Origin of the sequence: Azospirillum cavernae (genome assembly GCF_003590795.1) — a bacterium.
Taxonomy (GTDB): Bacteria; Pseudomonadota; Alphaproteobacteria; order Azospirillales; family Azospirillaceae; genus Azospirillum; species Azospirillum cavernae.
Genome location: NZ_QYUL01000001.1, coordinates 2,245,244 through 2,265,182 on the forward strand (window position 1 = coordinate 2,245,244; position 19,939 = coordinate 2,265,182).

The following is a 19,939-nucleotide window of genomic DNA, read 5'->3' on the forward strand; positions in this document are numbered from 1 at the left end:
GGTCTGACGGGAGTTTGACACCTCCACCGACACGACCGCTAAGTCCTTGATATTATGGTGATCCGGGTGGGATTCGAACCCACGGCCACATGATTAAAAGTCACGTGCTCTACCAACTGAGCTACCGGATCGAAACTCTGCTGAACAGGAGGGGCGCTGAAAAGGCCGCGTCCCGTTCAAGGTGGGCGCACCATAGGGAGACGCGTCGCGAAGGTCAAGCGTGGGTTTGAGGGGGGCGTGCAAGAAAATGCCGCCCTCCCCCACGCCGACCCAAAATCGTTACGACAGCGTTTGCACCGGCTTGCTGCCGCCCTCGCTGACCGCTTCCAAGGCGAAACGTTCGGCCAGACGTTCGGCCACGCGCGGCGAGACGAAATGGCGGATGTCGCCGCCCAGTCGCCCGATCTCTTTCACGAAGCGCGAGGAGATGAACTGGTGGCGTTCCGACGACATCAGGAAAATCGTTTCGACTTTCGGATTCAACCGAGCGTTCATGCCCGCCATCTGGAACTCATACTCAAAGTCCGAGACGGCGCGCAGGCCACGGATGATGACGCCAGCGTTCATTTCGATGGCGAAATGCATCAACAGCGTGTCGAAGGCGCGCACCTCGATGCTGGCGGCGGTGGTCAGACCGGCCACATCCTCGCGCACCATCGCCACCCGTTCGTCGGTGGAATAGAGCGGCCCTTTGCCGGCGTTGCGGGCAACGCCGACGATGAGATGATCCACCTGCCGCGAGGCGCGCTGGATGATGTCCAGATGGCCGTTGGTGATCGGGTCGAAGGTGCCGGGATAGACACCGATCCGGCCCTTGGCGCTGGTTTCGGACACGCTCGTCACCATGGAAGCACCTTTCTTCGCCCTTCCGTTACTCGGACGCGTCACCGGGAGTCCCGGCGCTGTCGCCCTGCCCGTCCGTCGGGCCAACACCCGTCGCATCGCCATCGACGACGTCCACAACGCCATCCACAGCGTCGACATCGCCGTTTTCACCCTCGTCCTCGGCGATCGAGGCGACCGACACCACCCGCTCCTCCGCGCCGACGCGGAACAGCGTGACGCCCAGCGTCTTGCGGCCCGCCGCCCGCACATCGTGCAGCGGCATACGGATCACCTGCCCGCCATTCGTCACCATCATCACCTGATGGCTGGCCTCGACCGGGAAGGTGGCGACGATGGAGCCGTTGCGCTCGCCCATCTCCATGTTCCAGATGCCCTGGCCGCCACGGCCCGTCACCCGGTATTCGTACGACGAGGTGCGCTTGCCATAGCCGCGATCCGACACGGTCAGGATGTATTGCTCCAGCCGCTTGAGGTCTTCGTAGCGCTCCGGCGTCAGCGTCACCGAATCGGCGGCGACCTCGTCGGCCTCAGGGGCGGCTTCGCCCTCCATCTCGACGCCTTCGTCGCGGCGCATCTTGAAGAAGACGGCGCGTTCTTCCGCCGAGGCTTCGACATGGCGGAGCATCGACATCGAGACCACCTCGTCGCCGTCGCCCAGCTTGATGCCGCGCACGCCGGTGGAAGTGCGCCCGGCGAAGACGCGGACGTCGTCAACCTGGAAGCGGATGCATTTGCCGCCGCTGGTCGCCAACAACACATCGTCGCTTTCCTGGCAGGTGCGGACGGCGATCAGACGCTCGTCCTCCTCCTCCAGCTTCATGGCGATCAGGCCATTCGAGCGGATGTTGGCGAAATCCGACATGCGGTTGCGGCGGACGTTGCCCTTCGACGTCGCGAAGACGACGTGCAGATCCGACCACGCGGCCTCGTCCTCGGGCAAGGGCAGCACGGTGGTGATGGTTTCGCCGTCGATCAGCGGCAGCAGATTGACGAAGGCCTTGCCGCGCGCCTGCGGGTTGCCCAGCGGCAGACGGTAAACCTTCAGCTTGTAGACCATGCCGCGAGTCGAGAAGAGCAGCAGCGGCGTGTGGGTGTTGGCGACGAACAGGTCGCTGACCGCGTCCTCCGCCTTCATCGACATGCCCGACCGGCCCTTGCCGCCGCGCTTCTGCGCCCGGTAGGTGGAGAGCGGAACGCGCTTCACATAGCCCGACTGGCTGACGGTGACGACCATCTCCTCGCGCTGGATCAGGTCTTCGATGTCGGCCTCGAACTCCAGCTCCTGGATTTCGGTGCGGCGCGGCGTGCCGAAGCGTTCCTTCATCTCGACGAGTTCGTCGCGCAGGATGCCAAGCAGCTTCGGGCGGTTGGCCAGCGTTTCCAGGAAATCGGCGATCTGGTCGGTGACGTCCTTCAACTCCGCCCCGATCTTGTCGCGCTCCAGCCCGGTCAGGCGGTGCAGACGCAGATCCAGGATGGCGCGGGCCTGCTGGTCGGAAATGCGGTAGGTGCCTTGCGGGCTGACGCCCCGGCCCGGCTCGTCGATCAACTCGATCAGCGGGCCGACGTCGTGCACCGGCCATTCGCGGACGGCGATCTCCTCGCGCGCCCACACCGGATCGGGGGCGCTGCGGATCAACTGGATCATCGCGTCGAGGTTGGCGACGGCGACGGCCAAGCCGACCAAGGTGTGCGCCCGCTCGCGCGCCTTGCCCAACAGGAATTCGGTGCGGCGGGTGATGACCTGCTCGCGGAACTGGACGAAGGCCTCGACGATCTGCCGGAGATTCATCAGTTCCGGGCGACCGCCGCGCAGCGCCAGCATGTTGACGCCGAAGGACGTCTGAAGCTGGGTGTGGCGGAACAGTTGGGCCAGGACGACTTCCGGCACCGCGTCGCGCTTCAGCTCGACCACCACGCGGACGCCGTCGCGGTCGGATTCGTCACGCAGATCGGAAATGCCCTCGATGATCTTGTCGTTGACCACCTCGCCGATGCGTTCCATCAGCTTGGACTTGTTGACCTGGAACGGAATCTCGGTGGCGACGATGGCGAAGCGGTCCTTGCGGATCTCTTCAATGTTGGTCTTGGCGCGCAGGATGACCGAGCCGCGCCCGAAGCTCAAACCCGCCCGGCTGCCCGAGCGGCCCAAAATCAGCCCGCCGGTCGGGAAATCGGGACCGGGGACGATCTCCAACAACTCTTCGTCGGTGACGTCGTTGTTGTCGATGTAGGCGCAACAGGCGTCGATCACCTCGCCCAGATTGTGGGGCGGGATGTTGGTCGCCATGCCGACGGCGATGCCGCTGGCCCCATTGACCAGGATGTTGGGGAAGCGCGCCGGGACGACGGTCGGCTCGCGCCCGGAATCGTCGTAGCTCGCCTGAAAATCAATGGTGTCCTTGTCGATGTCGTCGAGCAGCGCCTCCGCCGACTTGGCCAGACGCGCCTCGGTGTAGCGCATCGCCGCCGCCGGATCGCCGTCCATCGAGCCGAAATTGCCCTGCCCGTCGATCAACGGCAGGCGCATGGAGAAATCCTGCGCCATGCGGACCATGGCGTCGTAAATCGCGCTGTCGCCGTGCGGGTGGTATTTACCCATCACGTCGCCGACGATGCGGGCGGATTTCTTATAGGGCTTGGTCGAGTCGTACCCGCCCTCTTTCATCGCGTAGAGGATTCGCCGGTGCACCGGCTTCAGCCCGTCGCGAACGTCGGGCAGAGCGCGGCTCACAATCACGCTCATCGCGTAATCGAGATACGATTTGCGCATCTCGTCTTCGATGTTGATCGGAGCGATGTCGGAGGCGGGAGAAAGGGGCGCGTTGCTCAAGCAGGACACTCATTCTTCGGTCGGCGTGCCGCCGCGACGCGGTCACGCTGGCCCTGCGGGCCGAAGGTTGCACCAGAAACATAGCATCTTTCGCACATGCACACAACGCGGGCCGCCGCCCGCCCCGTCGCGGACGGGTCAGCGGTGGCTGAGATGCGCGAAGCGCAGCGAAAGGACGCTGACCGATACCACACTGGCGATGAGAATTCCCTCGAAAAGACCACGCGCCCCCCGCTCCAGCCCGAAGACCAGCAGGGCCGACACCGGGATCATCACCACGGCGTAGGAAATGAAATGCAGCGCCGTCGGCATCCAGGCGTCGTGCCGCCCGCGCAGGGCGTTCGACATCACCGTCTGGCCGCCGTCGGCCACCAGAATCCAGGCGCCAAAGGCGATCAGCGGGGCGACGCTGGCCAGCAACTCCGGGTCGGTGGTGTAGATGGCGCCGATCTGCTCCGGCAGCGCGTAATAGAGAACGCCGACCGCCGCCAGAATGGCGCTGGTCACGCCCAACCCGGTCCAGCCCGCCATCGCCATGTCGCGCTTGTCGCCCTGACCATAGGCGACGCCGACCCGCACCGCCGTGGCCGACCCCAACCCGACCGCCGCCATGAAGGGCAGCGCGATCAGGTTCAGCCCAACGGTGTAGGAGCCGAGCGCCAACGGCGACACCATCCCGGCGAACAGGCCGAGCGCGGCGAAGGCCCCGCTTTCCACCCCGATGCTGAGACCGGCGGCGTAGCCCAGATGGCGTTGCCGCCCGGCCCCCGACCACCAATCGGCCACCGGAACGCGGACCTGCCAACGGGCGTGGTCGCTCATCCACCAGGCGTAAGCGACGAGGCTCAGCCCCATCGCCCAGCGCACGATGGTCGTCGCCCAGGCCGAGCCGACGGCGCCCATGGCCGGAAAACCGCCATGGCCCCAGACCAGCGCCCAGGCCAGCAACCCGTTCGCCAGATTGCCCAGGATCATCACGACCATGCCCGGCAGCGGGCGTTTGATGCCCTCCAGGAAAAAGCCGGTGGTGATGAACAGCATCATCCCCGGCGCGCCCAGACCCAGAACCGCCAGAACCGCCGCGCCACCCTGCGCCATCTCCTCCGTCTGGCCACCCAGCCGGAACAGCGGCACGCCCAGCAAGGAAATCAAGGCGAAGATCACCCCCAGCAGCAGGGCGTAGGGCATGGACCGCCGCCAGGAGCGCCCGCATTCGGCCTCGTTCCCCGCGCCCAGCGCGTGGGCGGCGATCATCACCGTGCCCATCAGCAGGCCGACTCCGGTGCCCACCATGATGTTGCCCGGCAGATGGGCCAACCCGTAAAAGGCCAGCTCCTGCGCGGAATAGCGGGCGACGATGGCGGTGTCGACCGCCATCATCACCATCAACCCGGCGCGCGAGACGATGACCGGCGCGGCCAGCCGCAACAGCTCCCCCACATGCGCGCGCAGGCGTTCGGCGGTGGACAGAAGGGGGGCGGTCATGATCGGTCACGCAGGGTTATGGTTCAAAAATGGGCAAAATGCCGCAAGGCTGGCCATTCTGAACGGCCTGACCAACAGGTCAAGGATTGTACACAAAACCACGGGGACGGTTGCGCCGGACGCATGGCGCGGGCTTGCGCCGAACCCAGGGCGCGCCGATAGTCAGGCGACCACAGCCTTGCCGCGAAAGACGCCGCAGACGATGACCGACGACGCGCTCGACCTACCCGGCGGATTCGCCCGCATCCGCCCCTGCCGCCATGGGCGGATGATGTACAACCCGAACGACGCCTATGTCGGGCGCTCGCTGGACGTCTATGGCGAATATTCAGAGGCTGAAGCGTCGTTCCTGCGCTTTCTCGTCCGCCCCGGCGACATCGTGGTGGAGGCCGGGGCCAACATCGGCTCGCTGACCGTCGTTCTGGCCAAGGCGGTCGGGCCGGACGGCTGGGTGGTGGCCTATGAGCCGCAGCGCATTCCCTTTCAAATGCTGTGCAGCAACGCCCTGCTGGGCGGCTTCGCCAACATCGAGGCGCGCCCGACGGCGGCGGGCGCCGCGCCGGGCAGCATCGCCGTGCCGCAGCTCGACCCCACCCGGCCCAACAATTTCGGCGGGTTGAGCCTTCAGGGGAACGAGGGCGCGCAAGGCTTGACGGTGGCGGTGGAAACCATCGACAGCCTCGCTTTGCCCCGCTGCCGTCTCATCAAGGCCGACGTCGAGGGGATGGAGGCCGACGTGCTGGACGGCGCGCGCGCGACCATCGCCCGCCACCGCCCCATGCTGTATCTGGAAAACGACCGGCGCGACCGCGCCCCGCTGCTGATCCGCCATGTGCGGGCGCTGGGCTATCGCCTGTGGTGGCACACGCCGGTCTATTTCAATCCGGGCAATTTTCGCGGCGCGACCGAAAACATCTTTCCCGGCGAGGGGGCGTTCAACATGTTCTGCGCCCCTCAAGAGTTGGCGATCACCATCTCCGTCCCGGAAATCCTGTCGGACGACTCGTGGCCGACGCCCTGACGGTCACGGCGCTGAGAAGTCGGCACCTGGAAACGCGCCATCGTCAGGCGTCCATCGCCTCGTCCAGCGCTTGCCCCGGCCAACAGACCTCGCAATTCGCCGCCAGGACCGCCGCCGCCCGATCCAGATCCCCGGCGCGCACCAGCACATAGTGCGACGCGGCGGTGGACATGGCGAAAATGGCGATCTGCGCCTGGGCCAAGGGCGCGGCGATGGCCGCCAACACCCCGAACAGGACGGAATCGCCCGCCCCGTCCACGCTCGCGGCCTCGACCCGGAAGGCCCGCCACCCTCGATCCGCCGCGACCGTCGCCGGAATCCGCGCCTCAGGACACAAAATCGACAGGGCTTCGCCGGTCCGGGTGGCCCCGACCAGCGGATCGCTCCAGTCCAGCCACGCGGGCAGACCCGCGCCCGGCGACAGTTGCGCCACCGCCAGACGATCCTCCAGCACGGTCAAGCTCAGCCCCGTCGGTTCGCGGACCAGCGCCGCCGTCAAAATCGCCTCGTCCACCTCGAAGGGTTTCAGGATGCGTCGGGCGCGGGCGGCCAGCGAGGGCACGCCCGACCGCATGGCGCGGCCCAGCATGTCCGCCGCCGTCGCCCGCAAATCGGCGTCGCGTTCGGCCAGATCGACCACGGCCTGAAGCGCGCTGCTGCGCACGATGCGGCTCGGGCTGGTCTCGAACCAGTCGGACAGCCAGCGCAGGGCGCGGCGGCGTTGGTCGTCGCTCAAGGTCAGGCGCGGCAGGATCTGAACGAGACGCCAGCGCAACTCCACTTGGTCGATGGCCGCCGCCTCGGTCAACAGCCGCTCGCCATAGGGATCGAGCCACGCGCCATGGCCGCGCGACAGACGTTCCAGGGCGTCCGCCGCGCGCATCCGCACGGTGGCGTTGCGGCTGAACAGGCAGGCGACCAGATCGGGCAGCGCGCCGGGGTTGGCGGCGATCTCGGCGGCGACCGACGCCGCGTCGCCCTCCCCCCGGTGATCGCCCCGCGCCAGCCGCCCCGCCAGATCGCCGACCCTGGACTCACCGGGTCTGGACTCACCGGCGCGGGACAGCGCGTCCATCATCGCCGCCCCGGAATGTGGCGGCCAAAGCGCGACCCCGCCTTCAACGCGGTTGGGCGCGGCGGCGGCGGGGGTGGTGGCGGCGGCGGAACGTCGGCGCGCGGAACCCCGCCGCCCGCCGCCATCTCCGCCATGTCCTTCACCAGCTTTTGCACGCTGCGCACGCGGGATTGGGCGTCGGGCCATTCGCGGCTGTAGACCAGCTTGTGGTCGGGCCGCAGCTTCATCAGCGTCAAATGCTGGGCGATGTAGGTCAACAGCTTGGCCGGTTCGGCGTAGCTGTTGCCATGGAAGGTCAGCACCAGCCCCTTCGGCCCGGCGTCCACCCGTTCGACGTTCGCCTGTTTGCAGAAACGCTTGATGGTGACGACGTCGAGCAGATTGTCCACCTCCTCCGGCAGCTTGCCGAAGCGGTCGATCAGTTCGGCGGCGAAGCCGTCCACCTCCGCCCGATCCACCAGATCGGCGATGCGGCGGTAGAGCGACAGACGCACCGTCAAATCCGGGACGTAGCTTTCCGGGATCAACACCGGGGTGCCGAGGTTGATTTGCGGCACCCATTCCATCGCGGCGGCGGCGGCGACCGCCCCCTCCTGCATCGCGGCGCGGGCGTGGGCGACGGCCTCCTCCAGCATCTGCTGGTACAGCTCGACGCCGACCTCGCGGACTTGGCCCGATTGCTCCTCGCCCAACAGATTGCCGGCGCCGCGAATGTCCATGTCGTGGCTGGCCAGTTGGAAACCGGCGCCCAGGCTGTCGAGAGTCTCGATCACATGCAGGCGCTGCTGCGCCGTGGAATTCAGCGGCTTGTTCGACGCGTAGGTCAGATAGGCGTAGCCGCGCTTCTTCGACCGACCGACGCGGCCCCGGATCTGGTAAAGCTGGGCCAGCCCGAACAGATCGGCGCGGTGGACGATCAGCGTGTTGGCGTTGGGGATGTCCAGGCCGCTTTCGATGATGTTGGTGGCGAGCAGCACCTCGAACTTGCCCTCGTCGAAGGCGGTCATCACGTCTTCCAGCTCGGTCGCCGCCATCTGGCCGTGGGCGGTGACGATCTTGACCTCCGGCACCAGCGCCCGCACCCGTTCGGCCACCACCGCCAAATCCTCGATGCGTGGGCAGACGTAGAAGGATTGGCCGCCTCGGTAATGCTCGCGCAAAATCGCCTCGCGGATCACCACCGGATCGTAAGGCAGCACGAAGGTGCGCACGGCCAAGCGGTCCACCGGCGGCGTGGCGATCAACGACAGCTCGCGCACCCCCGACAGCGCCATTTGCAGGGTGCGCGGAATCGGCGTGGCGGTGAGCGTCAACACATGGACGTCGGCGCGCAGCTCCTTCAACCGCTCCTTCTGCTTGACGCCGAAATGCTGCTCCTCATCGACGATGACCATGCCCAGCCGCTTGAACTCCAGCCCCTTGGCGAGCAGGGCGTGGGTGCCGACGACGATGTCGGCCACGCCGTCGGCCAACTCCTTTTTCGCCAAGGTCTGCTCGCGGGCCGTGACCATGCGCGACAGTTGCACGATGCGCACCGGCAGACCGGCGAAGCGGGCGGCGAAGGTCTTGAAATGCTGGCGGGCCAACAAAGTCGTCGGCACCACGACGGCCACCTGCTGGCCGCTCATCGCCACCATGAAGGCGGCGCGCAAGGCCACTTCGGTCTTGCCGAAACCGACGTCGCCGCAGACCAGCCGGTCCATCGGACGACCGCTGGCCAGATCGCTGAAGATGTCCTCGATGGCCTTCAACTGGTCGTCGGTTTCGGGATAGGGGAAGCGGGCGGCGAACTCCTGATAGACGCCCTCCGGGGTCAGCACCGGCTCGGCCTTTTTCAGCATCCGTTCGGCGGCGATCTTCAACAGGGCCTCGGCCATGTCCTTCAGCCGCTTCTTGACCCGCGCCTTGCGGCCCTGCCACCCGGCCCCGCCCAGCTTGTCGAGTTGGACGTTGGCGTCTTCGGAGCCGTAGCGCGAGAGAACCTCGATGTTCTCGACCGGCACATAGAGCTTGTCGCCGCCCTCATAGATCAGGCGCAGGCAGTCGTGCGGCGCGCCCGTGACCTCCAGCGTCTCCAACCCGTCGTAGCGCCCGATGCCGTGGTCCATATGGACGACGATGTCGCCCTCATGCAGCGCCGAATGTTCGGCGATGAAGTTGGCGGCCTTGCGCTTTTTCTTGACCGGACGCACCAGACGGTCGCCCAGAATGTCCTGTTCGGTGATGACCGCCAGATCGGGGGAGACGAAGCCATGCTCCATCCCCAGCACGATCACGCCGATGACGCCGCGATCAAAGGCGCGGACGTCGGCCATGCTGTTGGCCGGCTCCAAACCGGGGATGCCATGGTCGGCCAGCACGCCGGACAGACGGTCGCTCGACCCCGCCGAATAACCGGCGATCAGCACCCGTCGCCCGTCGGCGCGCAATGCCCCGATGTGGTCCTTCACCGCGTCGAAGACGTTGACGTCGGGTCGGTTGCGCTCCTCGGCGAAATCATGACCGCGCTTGCCGCCCGCGTCGGAGGTTCCCTTGACGCCCGGCGGCACGGCGAAGGGCTGCAACTGCGCCACCGCCCGTTCGCCCAACAGCGCGTCCCAGCCCAGCGCGTCGAGAAACAGCGCCGCGACGGGAATCGGCTTGTAGACCGGCGCCCCCGCCCGCTTTTCAATCGACATCATGCCGTCGCGGGAGTTGTGGAAATCGACGATCTGGGCGATGCGCTCGTCGCGCGATTCCACCGCCTGATGGTCGAGCGAGACGATGCCGCGCGGCAGATAATCGAACAAAGTGTCCAGGCTGTGATGGAACAGCGGCAGCCAATGCTCCATCCCGCCATAGGAACGGCCCGCCGAAATCGCTTCATACAGCGGATCGTCGCCGGTGACGGCCCCGAACAGTTCGCGGTAGCCGGACCGGAAGCGGGCGATCCCCGCCTCGTCGAGGAAGACCTCCGACATCGGTTTCAGCTCGACCCGGTCGCGCTTTTCGGTGGTGCGCTGGCTCATCGGGTCGAAGGCGCGCACCCCCTCCAGCTCGTCGCCGAACAAATCAAGGCGCAGCGGCTCGTCGGAGCCGGGCGGGAACAGGTCGATGATGCCGCCGCGAACGGCGAACTCGCCCGCCTCCCGCACCGTCTGGGCGCGGGTGTAGCCGTTGCCGGTCAGATAGCGTTGCAGCTTTTCCAGGTCGATCCGGTCACGCAGCTTGGCCGTGAACACCGCGTCCTTGAAGGCCGAACGCGGCGGCAGCTTTTGCAGAACGGCGTTGACCGTGGTCAGCACCACCAGCGGCTTCCAGCCTTCCTTGGGCGGCGTTCCCTGACGGGCCAGCAGACGGGTCAGCGTGTCGATGCGCTTGGCGACGATGCCGCCGTTGGGCGACACCCGGTCATAGGGCAGGCAATCCCAGGCGGGGAAGGTCAGCACCTCCAGCCCCGGCGCGAAGAAGGCCAGCGCCTCCGTCAGCAAGGCGGCGCGCGTGTCGTCAAGCGCCACATGGAGCAGCCCGTAAGACCCCGCCTTCTTGGCGAGTTCGGCGAGGATGCGGGCGTCCTGCCCTTCCGGCGCGCCGCCAATCAGAAGACGGGCGGCGCGACCGGGCTGGAGATCGAAACTGACCAAGGGAGAAGCCTCAACAAACGCGAATAAGGACCGGACCGGCGCGTTTGCGCGCGTCAGGAGCCTTGACGCGGGGTGTAGCGGAAGGCGACCAGCAACTTCATGATGTCGTTGTCATGCTCGACCGGCACCGGCTCGCGCCCCGACATCCAGTTGTAGAGATCAGGGTCGCTCAGTTCCAACAGCGCCTCGTAACGGTCGAGCATCGGGGTGTCGAACCCGCCGACATGGGTGTCGGCGAAGCTGCCGATCAGCAAATCCATCTCCCGCATCCCGCGATGCCAGGACCGGAAGCGCAGCCGCTTGCGGCGGTCTTCAACAGCGTTCTCGGCGGCGTCCGCCATGGCGTGGGCTTGATCGGTCATTCTGTCTCAACATCGAAAGCCCTGCCGCCGCCCACAGCGTTGGCCGGAGGCGCGAAAGGGGGAACCATTCAGGAACCCCATCCTGCACGGGCCGCGTCGGCGATGCAACCGCTTGCGCGCGGCGGGCTGGGGATCGCTTGAACAAAGAGATCGGGGATGTCTGACAAGATTTGACACGGATTTCACGGACTGACGCACGGATTTCACGGCTGTCTGTCAATGAGCGAAGCTTTCGACGCCGTGGGCCTTGGTCCAAATAAGACGTCCGTGAAATCCGTGTGAGAATTCGTGAAATCCGTGTCAAAATTTGCCTCGGGATCGCCAACAGCGTGTTCGAGCGATTGCCTTGGCGTCGCTTACCCAGCCGCTTGACCCGGCGGGCGGCGCGCCCCACATGCAACGGTCAGCCCGGCGGGGACGACCCCGCGCGCCAAACGGGATCGCCAAAACGCGCGGGGACGGCCCTGCCTTCCAAGACAGACGGAGGCGCCGTCATGGCGTGGGTTGCGTTGTTCTTCGCCGGATTGTTTGAAATCGGCTGGGCCGTTGGCCTGAAACACACCGAAGGCTTCAGCAAATTCTGGCCCAGCCTGTGGACGGGCGCGGCGATGCTCGTCAGCGTTCTGTTGTTGGGCTACGCCTTGAAAAGCCTGCCGCTGGGCACCGCTTACGCGGTGTGGACGGGGATCGGCACGGTCGGCACGGCGGCGTTGGGGATGATTCTGTTCGGCGAACCGGCGGGGGCCGCGCGGCTGTTGTGCATCGCGGCCATCGCCGGGGGAATCGTCGGGCTGAAGCTGTTGCCGGGCTGACGCGCCCGGCTTCCGCGTCAGGGGGCTTCGACCACCTCGAAATCATGGGTGATCGTCGCCGTCTGCCCCAGCATGATGGAGGCGGAACAGTATTTTTCCGCCGACAGGGCGATGGCCCGCTCCACCTTGGCCGGGTCCAACCCGCGCCCGGTCACGGTGAAGCGCATGTGGATCTTGGTGAAGACCTTCGGGTCGGTCTCGGCGCGTTCGGCCTCGATGCTGGCGACGCAGTCGGTGATCGCCTGACGGCCCTTTTCCAGGATCATCACCACGTCGAAGCAACTGCACCCGCCCATACCGATCAACAGCATTTCCATGGGGCGAATCCCCATGTTGCGCCCACCGGATTCCGGGGCGCCATCCATCACCACGGCATGACCGCTGCCGGATTCGCCGACGAACATCTTGCCGTCCACCCAGGCGACGCGCGCTTTCATGATCCACACTCTCCCAAAACAATCGGTTGACGGGCCTCATCGCCCGTCCGCGCGACGACACTAAGCGGAGCGGCGGCGGTTCGGCAACGCTTTGCCCTTGCCGCGCCGCAATGGCTGGCGATAATGCCGACAGAGTCCGGTCGCCCGCCCCGACCGACCGCCCATCCGTTCCCGGAGGTGCAATGATGCGCCGCTTTCTGACCACCGCCGTTGCCCTGCCGCTCGTTCTCGCCGGAACTCTGACCGTCGGCGCCGCCCAAGCGCAAGAGGTCCCGACCTTCACCGAACAGGCGGTCATCTCCTGCCTCAGCGGGGCCACCGTCAGCGGGCTGACCAGCGGGTTGATCCTGATGCCCTTGGTCAACAGCGGGGTCGCCACCTCCGTCGCCGTGTCGGCGGTCGCCGCGTCCGCCACCATCGGCTGCGGCGCGGGCGTCGCCTACATCGCCGCCTACGCTGGCTACAGTTGGGCGTGGCATGGCATGGGCGAGAAAGCCACGACACAGCCGACAAATCCGATGCCCGCCACAACCGTCAAGGGTTTGATCCATGCCGCATGGTGACGATCACGCTTGCGGCCACGATCATGGCGCCGACGACGCCCACGCCGGTCACAGCCACGCCAAGCCGCATGCGGGCCACTCCCACGGTGGCCACTCGCATGGCGGGTTGGGCGGCGGCCATCACCACGGCCCGGTCTCCTACGACCGTTCTTTCGCGTTGGGCGCGGCGCTGAACATCGGCTTTGTCGTGGTCGAGGCGGTGTATGGCCTGATGGCCAACTCCACCGCGCTGCTGGCCGACGCCGGGCACAATCTGGGCGACGTCATGGGGTTGTTGATCGCCTGGGCGGCGGTGTGGATGGGACGGCGGGCGCCGAACGGGCGCTACACCTATGGATTGGGCAACGCGTCGATCCTCGCCTCGCTGCTCAACTCCATGATCCTGCTGATTGGCGTTGGCGCCATCACCCTGGAATCCATCAGCCGTTTGAGCGCGCCGGAGCCGGTGGCCGAAACCACGGTGATGATCGTCGCCGGTATCGGCATCGCCATCAACGGTTTCACCGCGCTGTTGTTCATGGGCGGACGCCACCAGGACATCAACATCAAGGGCGCCTATCTGCACATGGCCGCCGACGCGGCGGTGTCGCTGGGCGTGGTGCTCGCCGCCGCTTCGATCGGTTTGACCGGCTGGCAATGGTTGGATCCGGCGACCAGTCTGGTCATCGCCGCCGTCATCACCGTGGGCACCTGGGGCCTGCTGCGCGATTCCACCCGGCTGGCGCTGGCCGCCGTGCCGGACGGGGTCGATCACCCCTCGGTCGAGCGCTACCTCGCCGGGCTGCCGGGCGTGACCGCCGTGCACGACCTGCACATCTGGCCGATCAGCACGACCGAAACCGCCCTGACCGCCCATCTGGTCCGCCCCGGCGACGCCCCGGACGACAGCCTGCTCGACAGCGTCGCCAAGACCCTGAAGGAGCGCTTCGGCATCGGCCATTCCACCGTGCAGGTGGAGCGCGACGGCGCCTTCTGCCGCTTGGCCCCGCCCGACGTGGTGTAAGGGTCGATAGGGCGTGAGGGTCGGCAGAATTCTGTCGATGGCCGTCCGCAGGCGGGCTATGTAGGGGGATGACGACAACCGCCCCCACCCCCGCCGATCTTCTGGAACTTTTCCTTGTGACCGCCCCCGGTCTGGAACCCGCCCTGCTGGCGGAGGCCCAAGCCAAGGGTTTCGCCGACGCGGTCGCCATCAGGGGCGGAGTCACCGTCACCGGCGGCTGGCCGGAGGTGTGGCGGGCCAATCTGGAGCTGCGCGGCGCCACCCGCGTGCTCGCCCGCATCGCCTCCTTCCGCGCCCTGCATCTGGCCCAGCTCGACAAGCGGGCGCGCCGCGTGGCCTGGGGCGACACGCTGCGCGCCGACGTTCCGGTGCGGGTGGAGGCCTCCTGCAAGGCGTCGCGCATCTACCACGCCGGGGCGGCGACGCAGCGGATCGAGCGGGCCATCGCCGAGACTCTCGGCGCGCCGATCTCCGCCGAGGCGGACATCTGCGTCAAGGTGCGGATCGACGACGATCTCTGCACCATCAGCCTCGACACGTCGGGCGAATCCCTGCACAAGCGCGGCCACAAGGACGCCGTCCACAAGGCCCCGATGCGGGAAACGCTGGCCGCGCAGCTTTTGCGCCTGAGCGGTTACGACGGGCTGGAACCCGTGGTCGATCCCATGTGCGGGTCGGGCACCTTCGTCATCGAAGCGGCGGAGATCGCCGCCGGTCTCAATCCGGGCCGCACCCGCAGCTTCGCCTTTGAACGCTTTGCCAGCTTCGACCCGGCGGTGTGGGAGCGGATGCGCGCCGCCACTCCCGCCACTCCCCCCACCCAACGCTTTTACGGCAGCGACCGCGACGGCGGCGCCATCGCCATGAGCCGCGCCAACGCCGAGAAGGCCGGGGTGGCCGATTGGGTCCAGTTCGACCAGCACGCCGTCAGCGATCTGCCCCGCCCGGACGGCCCGCCGGGTCTGGTCATCGTCAACCCGCCCTATGGCGCGCGCATTGGCGACCCCAAGGCGCTGTTCCCGCTGTATCAAGCGCTGGGCCGCACCCTGCTGGCCCGCTTCGGCGGCTGGCGCGTGGCCGTGGTGACAAGCGACGCCGCCCTGGCCCGCGCCACCGGCCTGCCCTTCGCCCCCACCCCGCTGTCCTTCACCAACGGCGGCCTGCGCGTGGCGCTCCACACCACGGGGGCTTTGCCGACCGAGGCGACGGCAATCGAATTGGTGGAGCCGGAAGCCACCCCCGAAGACGTGGCTTCAGGTTTGACCGCCTAAGCCAGAACCGCCGCGACGGGCCGCCGCGCGGAAAAAGGCCGCGCGGGGCCGTAGCCGAAACGCATGACAAGGTCAGGGCGGCGCCCCGATACGCCGACGAGCGCCGCGAGTTCGGGCCGGAGGCTGGGAACCTCGACCGGCTGGTTGATGAAGGCGTGTTTCATGCCCAGCGCCGTCGCCTGCAAGGCAAAGCGTTGGCACGCGCGCCCGGCCAGAACCCAATGCTCAGGATCGTTCTTTTGGGCGACGAACACCGCGACGCCAGCGGACGACGCGATCTGACGGGCGTATGTGGCGTTCTCCGCGTCCGCCTTGAAGACAAAATCAAGCAGAAGCGGGCCAAGCCAAGCGGGAAGCGCGGGATTGCCGCTTGTCGCGCTGAACAGGCCATCGCCCGTCTCAATCGCTTGACGCGGGCTGAAGCGAAGCCAGCTCTTCAGCTCCCGCAGGAACGACGGGTCCGCCATTTGCGCGCTGTTGCCCGCGATCACCAGATCGCGGATCCGGTCGATCTGGGCGCGTTCCGTCACCAAGACCAGATCGACGCCCGGAAGCGCCGCCGCCCTGGCAAGCATGGCCAGATCATCGGCGCTGACCGGCCTGCCGTCAAAATCGCCCCGCGTTGATTGCCGTTTCGGGATCGCGTCAAAAAGAGCCGCCTCTCCCGTCGAGCCGTTGCCGAAGGCGAGGGAGACAGCGCCGCCATCCAAGGGGTTGAAGCGGATCGGACCCGATTTCCCGCGCATCGCGGTTGCGATCGCCAGATTCTCCGCCGCGCAGCCCAAACTTGCGAACAGATGATGGTCGTCCGGATCGACGGCGGCCAAGCGCCGCGTCAAATCTGGAAGGATGTCGATGCGGCCTTGATGGACCTTGAAACGCCACGGTTGCGTGTTGTGGCTGTTGGCCGCCAGCGTCGCGCAACGGATGAAATCGCGCGCCTCGGGCGCCTCCACCAGGGCCGCGCGCGTTTCAGCGACGGAATCGTTGTAATCCGTCATCGACCCCATGTTTTGCAGGGCGGCGTACGCCCCGCCCGCCGCCGCGACCGCGACAACGCCCCCACCCAACAGAATTGACCGTCGGTTGACCATGTCCGTCCCCCTTCCCACTCCCGGCCAAACGCCAAGCATAGCCATGAGCAAATGGCTTACAGCAATCGACCGTCAGCCTTCTCGGTTCGGAATTCACTCACGCGGAATGGTCATGCGCGTGAACAAGGAATTTCCATTTTAGAGCGCGTTGATCCGTCTCCAAGCTTTTTTCAACGGTGGGTTTCCTCCGTAATTTATGATATTAAGAGTTACTCGCAACTGATAAGGAATAGCCAAAACCTATCGGTCCCCGAAAAACAATCAATTAGACCTTTGCCGTTGGCGCGCCCATCTTTGGTCCATCGCCCATGTCCCACGACCGTCGCCAGCGTCGTTCAGGAGTTTCCAGCGTGACCGCTTTCTCCCCCACCGCAGGACGCCCCGCCCCCGCTTCGGCTCCGCCGCGCCGGTTTTGGACGATGATGGGACCGGGCTTCGTCGTCGCCGTCGGCTATATGGATCCGGGCAATTGGGCGACCGACATCGCCGCCGGGTCGCGCTTTGGCTTCGCGCTGCTGGCCGCCGTGCTGCTCGCCAGTCTGGCCGGGATGTTTCTGCAAGCGCTGATCGTCCGGCTGACGTTGGCGAGCGGCCAGGATTTGGCCCGGTTGATCCGCAACCGCTTTCCCCGCCCGGTGTCGCTGGCGATCTGGGGCGTGTCGGAACTGGCGATGGTCGCCACCGATCTGGCCGAACTGTTGGGCAGCGCCATCGCCTTGAAACTGCTGTTCGGCGTGCCGATTTTGGGCGGCGTGTTGATCGCGGCGGCGGCCACCTTCGCCATTCTGGCGTTGCCGGGCGCGCGGGGCCGGGCGCCGGAGCTGGTGGTCGGCGTGTTGATGGCGGTGGTGGTGGTCTGTTTCGGTTGGGAGCTGTTGATCGCCAAGCCCGACGCGGGCGCGCTGTTGGCCGGTTTGGTTCCCAGCCTGGACATGGCCCGTGACCCGGAGATGCTGTATTTGTCGCTGGGCATCGTCGGCGCGACCGTCATGCCGCACAATCTGTTCCTGCACTCCGGTCTGGTCCGCTCGCGGTTGGCGGCGGAGGCGAGTGACGCCGAACGGCGGCGCGCCGCCCGTTGGCTGACCATTGATCTGACCGCCGCGCTGGCGCTGGCCGGGCTGGTGAACGGGGCGATTTTGGCGGTGGCCGCCGTCGCCTTCCAGGACGTCGCCGCCACCGGCGCCGTCCCCGGCATCGAAGACGCGCACGCCCTGCTGAGCGGCAACATCGGCGGCGGCGCGGCGTTGATCTTCGCCGTCGCCTTGCTGGCCGCCGGGCAAAGCTCCACCACCACCGGAACCATGGCCGGGCAGATCGTGACGGAGGGCTTTCTCGACATCCGTCTGCGCCCGCTGGTCCGCGCCGCCATCACCCGCAGCGCGGCCCTGGTCCCGGCCTTGGCGATTTTGGGGAGCGCGGGCGATGGCGCGGTCGATGAGTTGCTGGTGATGAGTCAGGTGGTCTTGGCCTTGACCCTGCCCTTCATCCTGCTGCCGATGCTGCTGTTGCTGCGCGACCGCGACGTGATGGGCGGGTTGGCCATGGCCCCGCTGACCCTGCGCTTCGCCAACATCCTGGCTCTGGTGTTGACCGGCCTGTCCGGTTGGATGGCCGGAACCACGGCGCTGACGTCGTAAGCCCGGCGCTCAAAACAAGCGGGTGACGGGGGGCGGGGAATGGTCCATCTTGCCGCCCGCTCTCCGCCACCGACTGGATCCCGCCGCCATGGACCCCGCCCTTGAACTGCGCCTGACCGATCTGGAAAGCCGCGTCGCCCATCACGAGCGCATGGCCGAGGAGATGTCTCAGGTGATCTTCCAGCAAGGCCAGATGATCGACCGCATGACCGCACAGTTGCGCCGCCTGCGCGACCAGTTGGCCGACGCTGAATTCAGCGGGGGCCGCTCCCCACAAGACGACCGGCCCCCGCCCCATTACTGACCCCGGTCAGGCGTAACCGTCATAGACCAACTCCGTCATCATGCCGGTCGCCATGTGCAACAGATTGTGGCAGTGCAGCGGCCAGCGCCCCGGATTGTCGGCGTCAAAGGCGACGGTGACAGTCCCGTTCACCGGCACAAGCACGGTGTCGCGCACCGCCCCGGCGAAGGGCCGCCCGTCGATGGCGACCACCTGGAAATGATGGCCGTGCAGATGCATCGGATGAGACATGTCCGACGCGTTCTCGAACGTCAGAACCACCCGCTGCCCCGGCGAGACGCGCGAGGGCGCGTGCGTGCCGAACGCCCGGTCGTCGAGGCTCCAGGCGTAGGGCGTCATCGAGCCGGTCAGCCGCACCCGCCCCGTCAGATCCGCCGGACGAGCGGCCAGCGACGTCACGGCGGTCAAGGACCGCTCCAGCGCCAGATCGAGCGCGCCGCTGGCCGCCATTGACAGGCCCGACAGCTTGCCCACCGCCGCCCCGGCGGTCGCCAGGATGATCCCGGTGCGCTCCGCCGCCCCCTCGCGCAGCGCCAGAATGGGGAAGGCTCCCCCTTCGGCGGGCAGAGTCAGACGAATGTCCAGCCGCTGGCCCATCGCCATGCCGAAACGGTTGCCCGTCACCGGCTGAACCGGCGAACCGTCCACCGCGATCACCTGTCCGGTCAAAGCCCCCAAATCGATGTGGAAGGCCGTCGAGGTCGCGCCGTTGATGAGGCGCAGCCGCACCCGCCCGCCCCGCTCCACCCGCAGCACCTCCGGGTCGTCGAGCGTGCGGTCGTTGGCGAGATAGGCGTCATACTCCACATCGTTCATGTCCATGCCGGGCATGGAATGACCGGCCATCGCATGCCCAGACATCGAATGACCCACAGGCGGAGCCGCTTTCGCCGCGCCATGCCCCATGGCGCTGTGATCCATGGTTCCGGCGTTCATCCCGCCATGCCCCATCGCGCCATGCTCCATCGCCATCGCGCCGCCGGTCAGCCCGGCCAGCAAGTCCGCCGGGTCGCGAAAGGTGAAGTCGTGCAGCAGGATCACCACCTCCTGCTCATCGGCGCGGAGATCCTCGTCCGTGCGGACGATCAACGGAGCGGCCATCAGCCGCTGTTCCTGCAAACCCAGATGCGAGTGCATCCAGTGGGTGCCGGGCCGCGCCGCGTAATCATAGGAGGCCGACGCTCCATCGCGGATCGCCGGGCGGTTGACGTCCACCACCCCGTCCTGAACATAGGGCGGCGTCTGGCCGTGCCAGTGGATGATCGTGTCCTCGCCCGCCCGGTTGGCGAGATCGACGCGGAAGCGCTGCCCCGGATCCAGGACCAGCCCGGCGGTTCCGTTGGGCTGGCGGATGCCGAACATGGTCGCGGCCTTGCCCTTCACCTCCAACACGCGGCGTTCAACCGTCAGACGGACAGGAGTTTGGGACTCGGTGGCCGACGCGGCCAAGGCGCGGCGCGGCAAGGCGGGCAAAAGCACGGCGGAACCAACGAGCGCCGACGCCGTCAGCAGACGACGGCGGGAAACGGTGAGAGCCATGATGGCCTCCGGCAAACAGGGATGGGGAGTA

16 protein-coding genes and 1 tRNA gene are annotated in these 19,939 nt (G+C 67.0%); 7 read left to right on the top strand and 10 right to left on the bottom strand.

The window, feature by feature from the left end; translation table 11 throughout:
- Window positions 1-55 precede the first annotated feature (55 nt).
- The 4 genes from D3877_RS10425 to D3877_RS10440 form a co-directional block, all read right to left on the bottom strand.
- A tRNA-Lys gene (locus D3877_RS10425) sits at window positions 56-131 on the bottom strand.
- Window positions 132-279: 148 nt separating this feature from the next.
- Entirely contained in the window at window positions 280-846 is a 567-nt protein-coding gene (gene coaD, locus D3877_RS10430; RefSeq protein WP_119830516.1) for a pantetheine-phosphate adenylyltransferase, read from the bottom strand.
- 25 nt (window positions 847-871) lie between these two features.
- On the bottom strand, window positions 872-3,679 hold the full coding sequence (gene gyrA, locus D3877_RS10435; protein WP_119830517.1) for a DNA gyrase subunit A: 2,808 nt from the start codon (window positions 3,677-3,679) through the stop codon (window positions 872-874).
- A gap of 138 nt (window positions 3,680-3,817) precedes the next feature.
- Window positions 3,818-5,164, bottom strand: a complete 1,347-nt coding sequence (locus D3877_RS10440; protein WP_119830518.1) for an MATE family efflux transporter — start codon at window positions 5,162-5,164, stop codon at window positions 3,818-3,820.
- A 178-nt stretch (window positions 5,165-5,342) separates the two neighbouring features.
- Between D3877_RS10440 and D3877_RS10445 the strand changes: the two genes are divergently transcribed.
- Complete coding sequence (locus tag D3877_RS10445) at window positions 5,343-6,185, top strand: FkbM family methyltransferase (protein ID WP_158599859.1); 843 nt, start codon at window positions 5,343-5,345, stop codon at window positions 6,183-6,185.
- Between the two features lie 43 nt (window positions 6,186-6,228).
- Here D3877_RS10445 and D3877_RS10450 read toward each other — a convergent pair whose 3' ends face one another.
- Genes D3877_RS10450 through D3877_RS10460 form a run of 3 tightly spaced genes read right to left on the bottom strand, consistent with a single transcriptional unit; the run spans window position 6,229 to window position 11,245 of the window.
- Window positions 6,229-7,263 (bottom strand): ACT domain-containing protein, encoded by a 1,035-nt coding sequence (locus tag D3877_RS10450; protein WP_238474816.1) that lies wholly within the window; start codon window positions 7,261-7,263, stop codon window positions 6,229-6,231.
- Entirely contained in the window at window positions 7,260-10,883 is a 3,624-nt protein-coding gene (gene mfd, locus D3877_RS10455; RefSeq protein ID WP_119830520.1) for a transcription-repair coupling factor, read from the bottom strand. Before mfd ends, D3877_RS10450 begins: the two co-directional genes overlap by 4 nt.
- Window positions 10,884-10,936: 53 nt before the next feature.
- A complete protein-coding gene (locus D3877_RS10460; protein WP_119830521.1) occupies window positions 10,937-11,245 on the bottom strand; it encodes an FAD assembly factor SdhE in 309 nt (102 codons plus the stop codon).
- 494 nt (window positions 11,246-11,739) lie between these two features.
- Between D3877_RS10460 and sugE the strand changes: the two genes are divergently transcribed.
- Window positions 11,740-12,057, top strand: a complete 318-nt coding sequence (sugE, locus tag D3877_RS10465) for a quaternary ammonium compound efflux SMR transporter SugE (RefSeq protein ID WP_119830522.1) — start codon at window positions 11,740-11,742, stop codon at window positions 12,055-12,057.
- Window positions 12,058-12,074: 17 nt separating this feature from the next.
- On the opposite strand, the gene D3877_RS10470 is transcribed toward sugE, so the two are convergent.
- Window positions 12,075-12,494 (bottom strand): OsmC family protein, encoded by a 420-nt coding sequence (locus D3877_RS10470; RefSeq protein ID WP_119830523.1) that lies wholly within the window; start codon window positions 12,492-12,494, stop codon window positions 12,075-12,077.
- A 182-nt stretch (window positions 12,495-12,676) separates the two neighbouring features.
- On the opposite strand from D3877_RS10470, the gene D3877_RS10475 reads away from it, so the two are divergent.
- From D3877_RS10475 to D3877_RS10485, 3 genes are all read left to right on the top strand, one after another.
- Entirely contained in the window at window positions 12,677-13,057 is a 381-nt protein-coding gene (locus D3877_RS10475; RefSeq protein WP_119830524.1) for a hypothetical protein, read from the top strand.
- Complete coding sequence (locus D3877_RS10480; RefSeq protein ID WP_119830525.1) at window positions 13,044-14,060, top strand: cation diffusion facilitator family transporter; 1,017 nt, start codon at window positions 13,044-13,046, stop codon at window positions 14,058-14,060. The genes D3877_RS10475 and D3877_RS10480 overlap by 14 nt, the downstream gene beginning before the upstream one ends.
- Window positions 14,061-14,128: 68 nt before the next feature.
- Window positions 14,129-15,331, top strand: coding sequence for a THUMP domain-containing class I SAM-dependent RNA methyltransferase (locus D3877_RS10485; RefSeq protein WP_119830526.1), 1,203 nt, complete (start codon window positions 14,129-14,131; stop codon window positions 15,329-15,331).
- On the opposite strand, the gene D3877_RS10490 is transcribed toward D3877_RS10485, so the two are convergent.
- Complete coding sequence (locus tag D3877_RS10490; RefSeq protein ID WP_119830527.1) at window positions 15,328-16,425, bottom strand: Acg family FMN-binding oxidoreductase; 1,098 nt, start codon at window positions 16,423-16,425, stop codon at window positions 15,328-15,330. The genes D3877_RS10485 and D3877_RS10490 overlap by 4 nt on opposite strands.
- A gap of 350 nt (window positions 16,426-16,775) precedes the next feature.
- Here D3877_RS10490 and D3877_RS10495 point away from each other — a divergent pair, with 350 nt between their 5' ends.
- Entirely contained in the window at window positions 16,776-18,065 is a 1,290-nt protein-coding gene (locus D3877_RS10495) for an Nramp family divalent metal transporter (protein ID WP_238474817.1), read from the top strand.
- Window positions 18,066-18,153: 88 nt separating this feature from the next.
- Window positions 18,154-18,369 carry a SlyX family protein gene (locus D3877_RS10500; RefSeq protein WP_119830914.1) on the top strand — a complete coding sequence of 72 codons (216 nt, stop codon included), beginning with the start codon at window positions 18,154-18,156 and terminating at the stop codon, window positions 18,367-18,369.
- A 6-nt stretch (window positions 18,370-18,375) separates the two neighbouring features.
- Here the strand turns inward: D3877_RS10500 and D3877_RS10505 are convergent, their stop codons facing one another.
- Window positions 18,376-19,908, bottom strand: a complete 1,533-nt coding sequence (locus D3877_RS10505) for a multicopper oxidase family protein (protein WP_119830915.1) — start codon at window positions 19,906-19,908, stop codon at window positions 18,376-18,378.
- Window positions 19,909-19,939 lie beyond the last annotated feature (31 nt).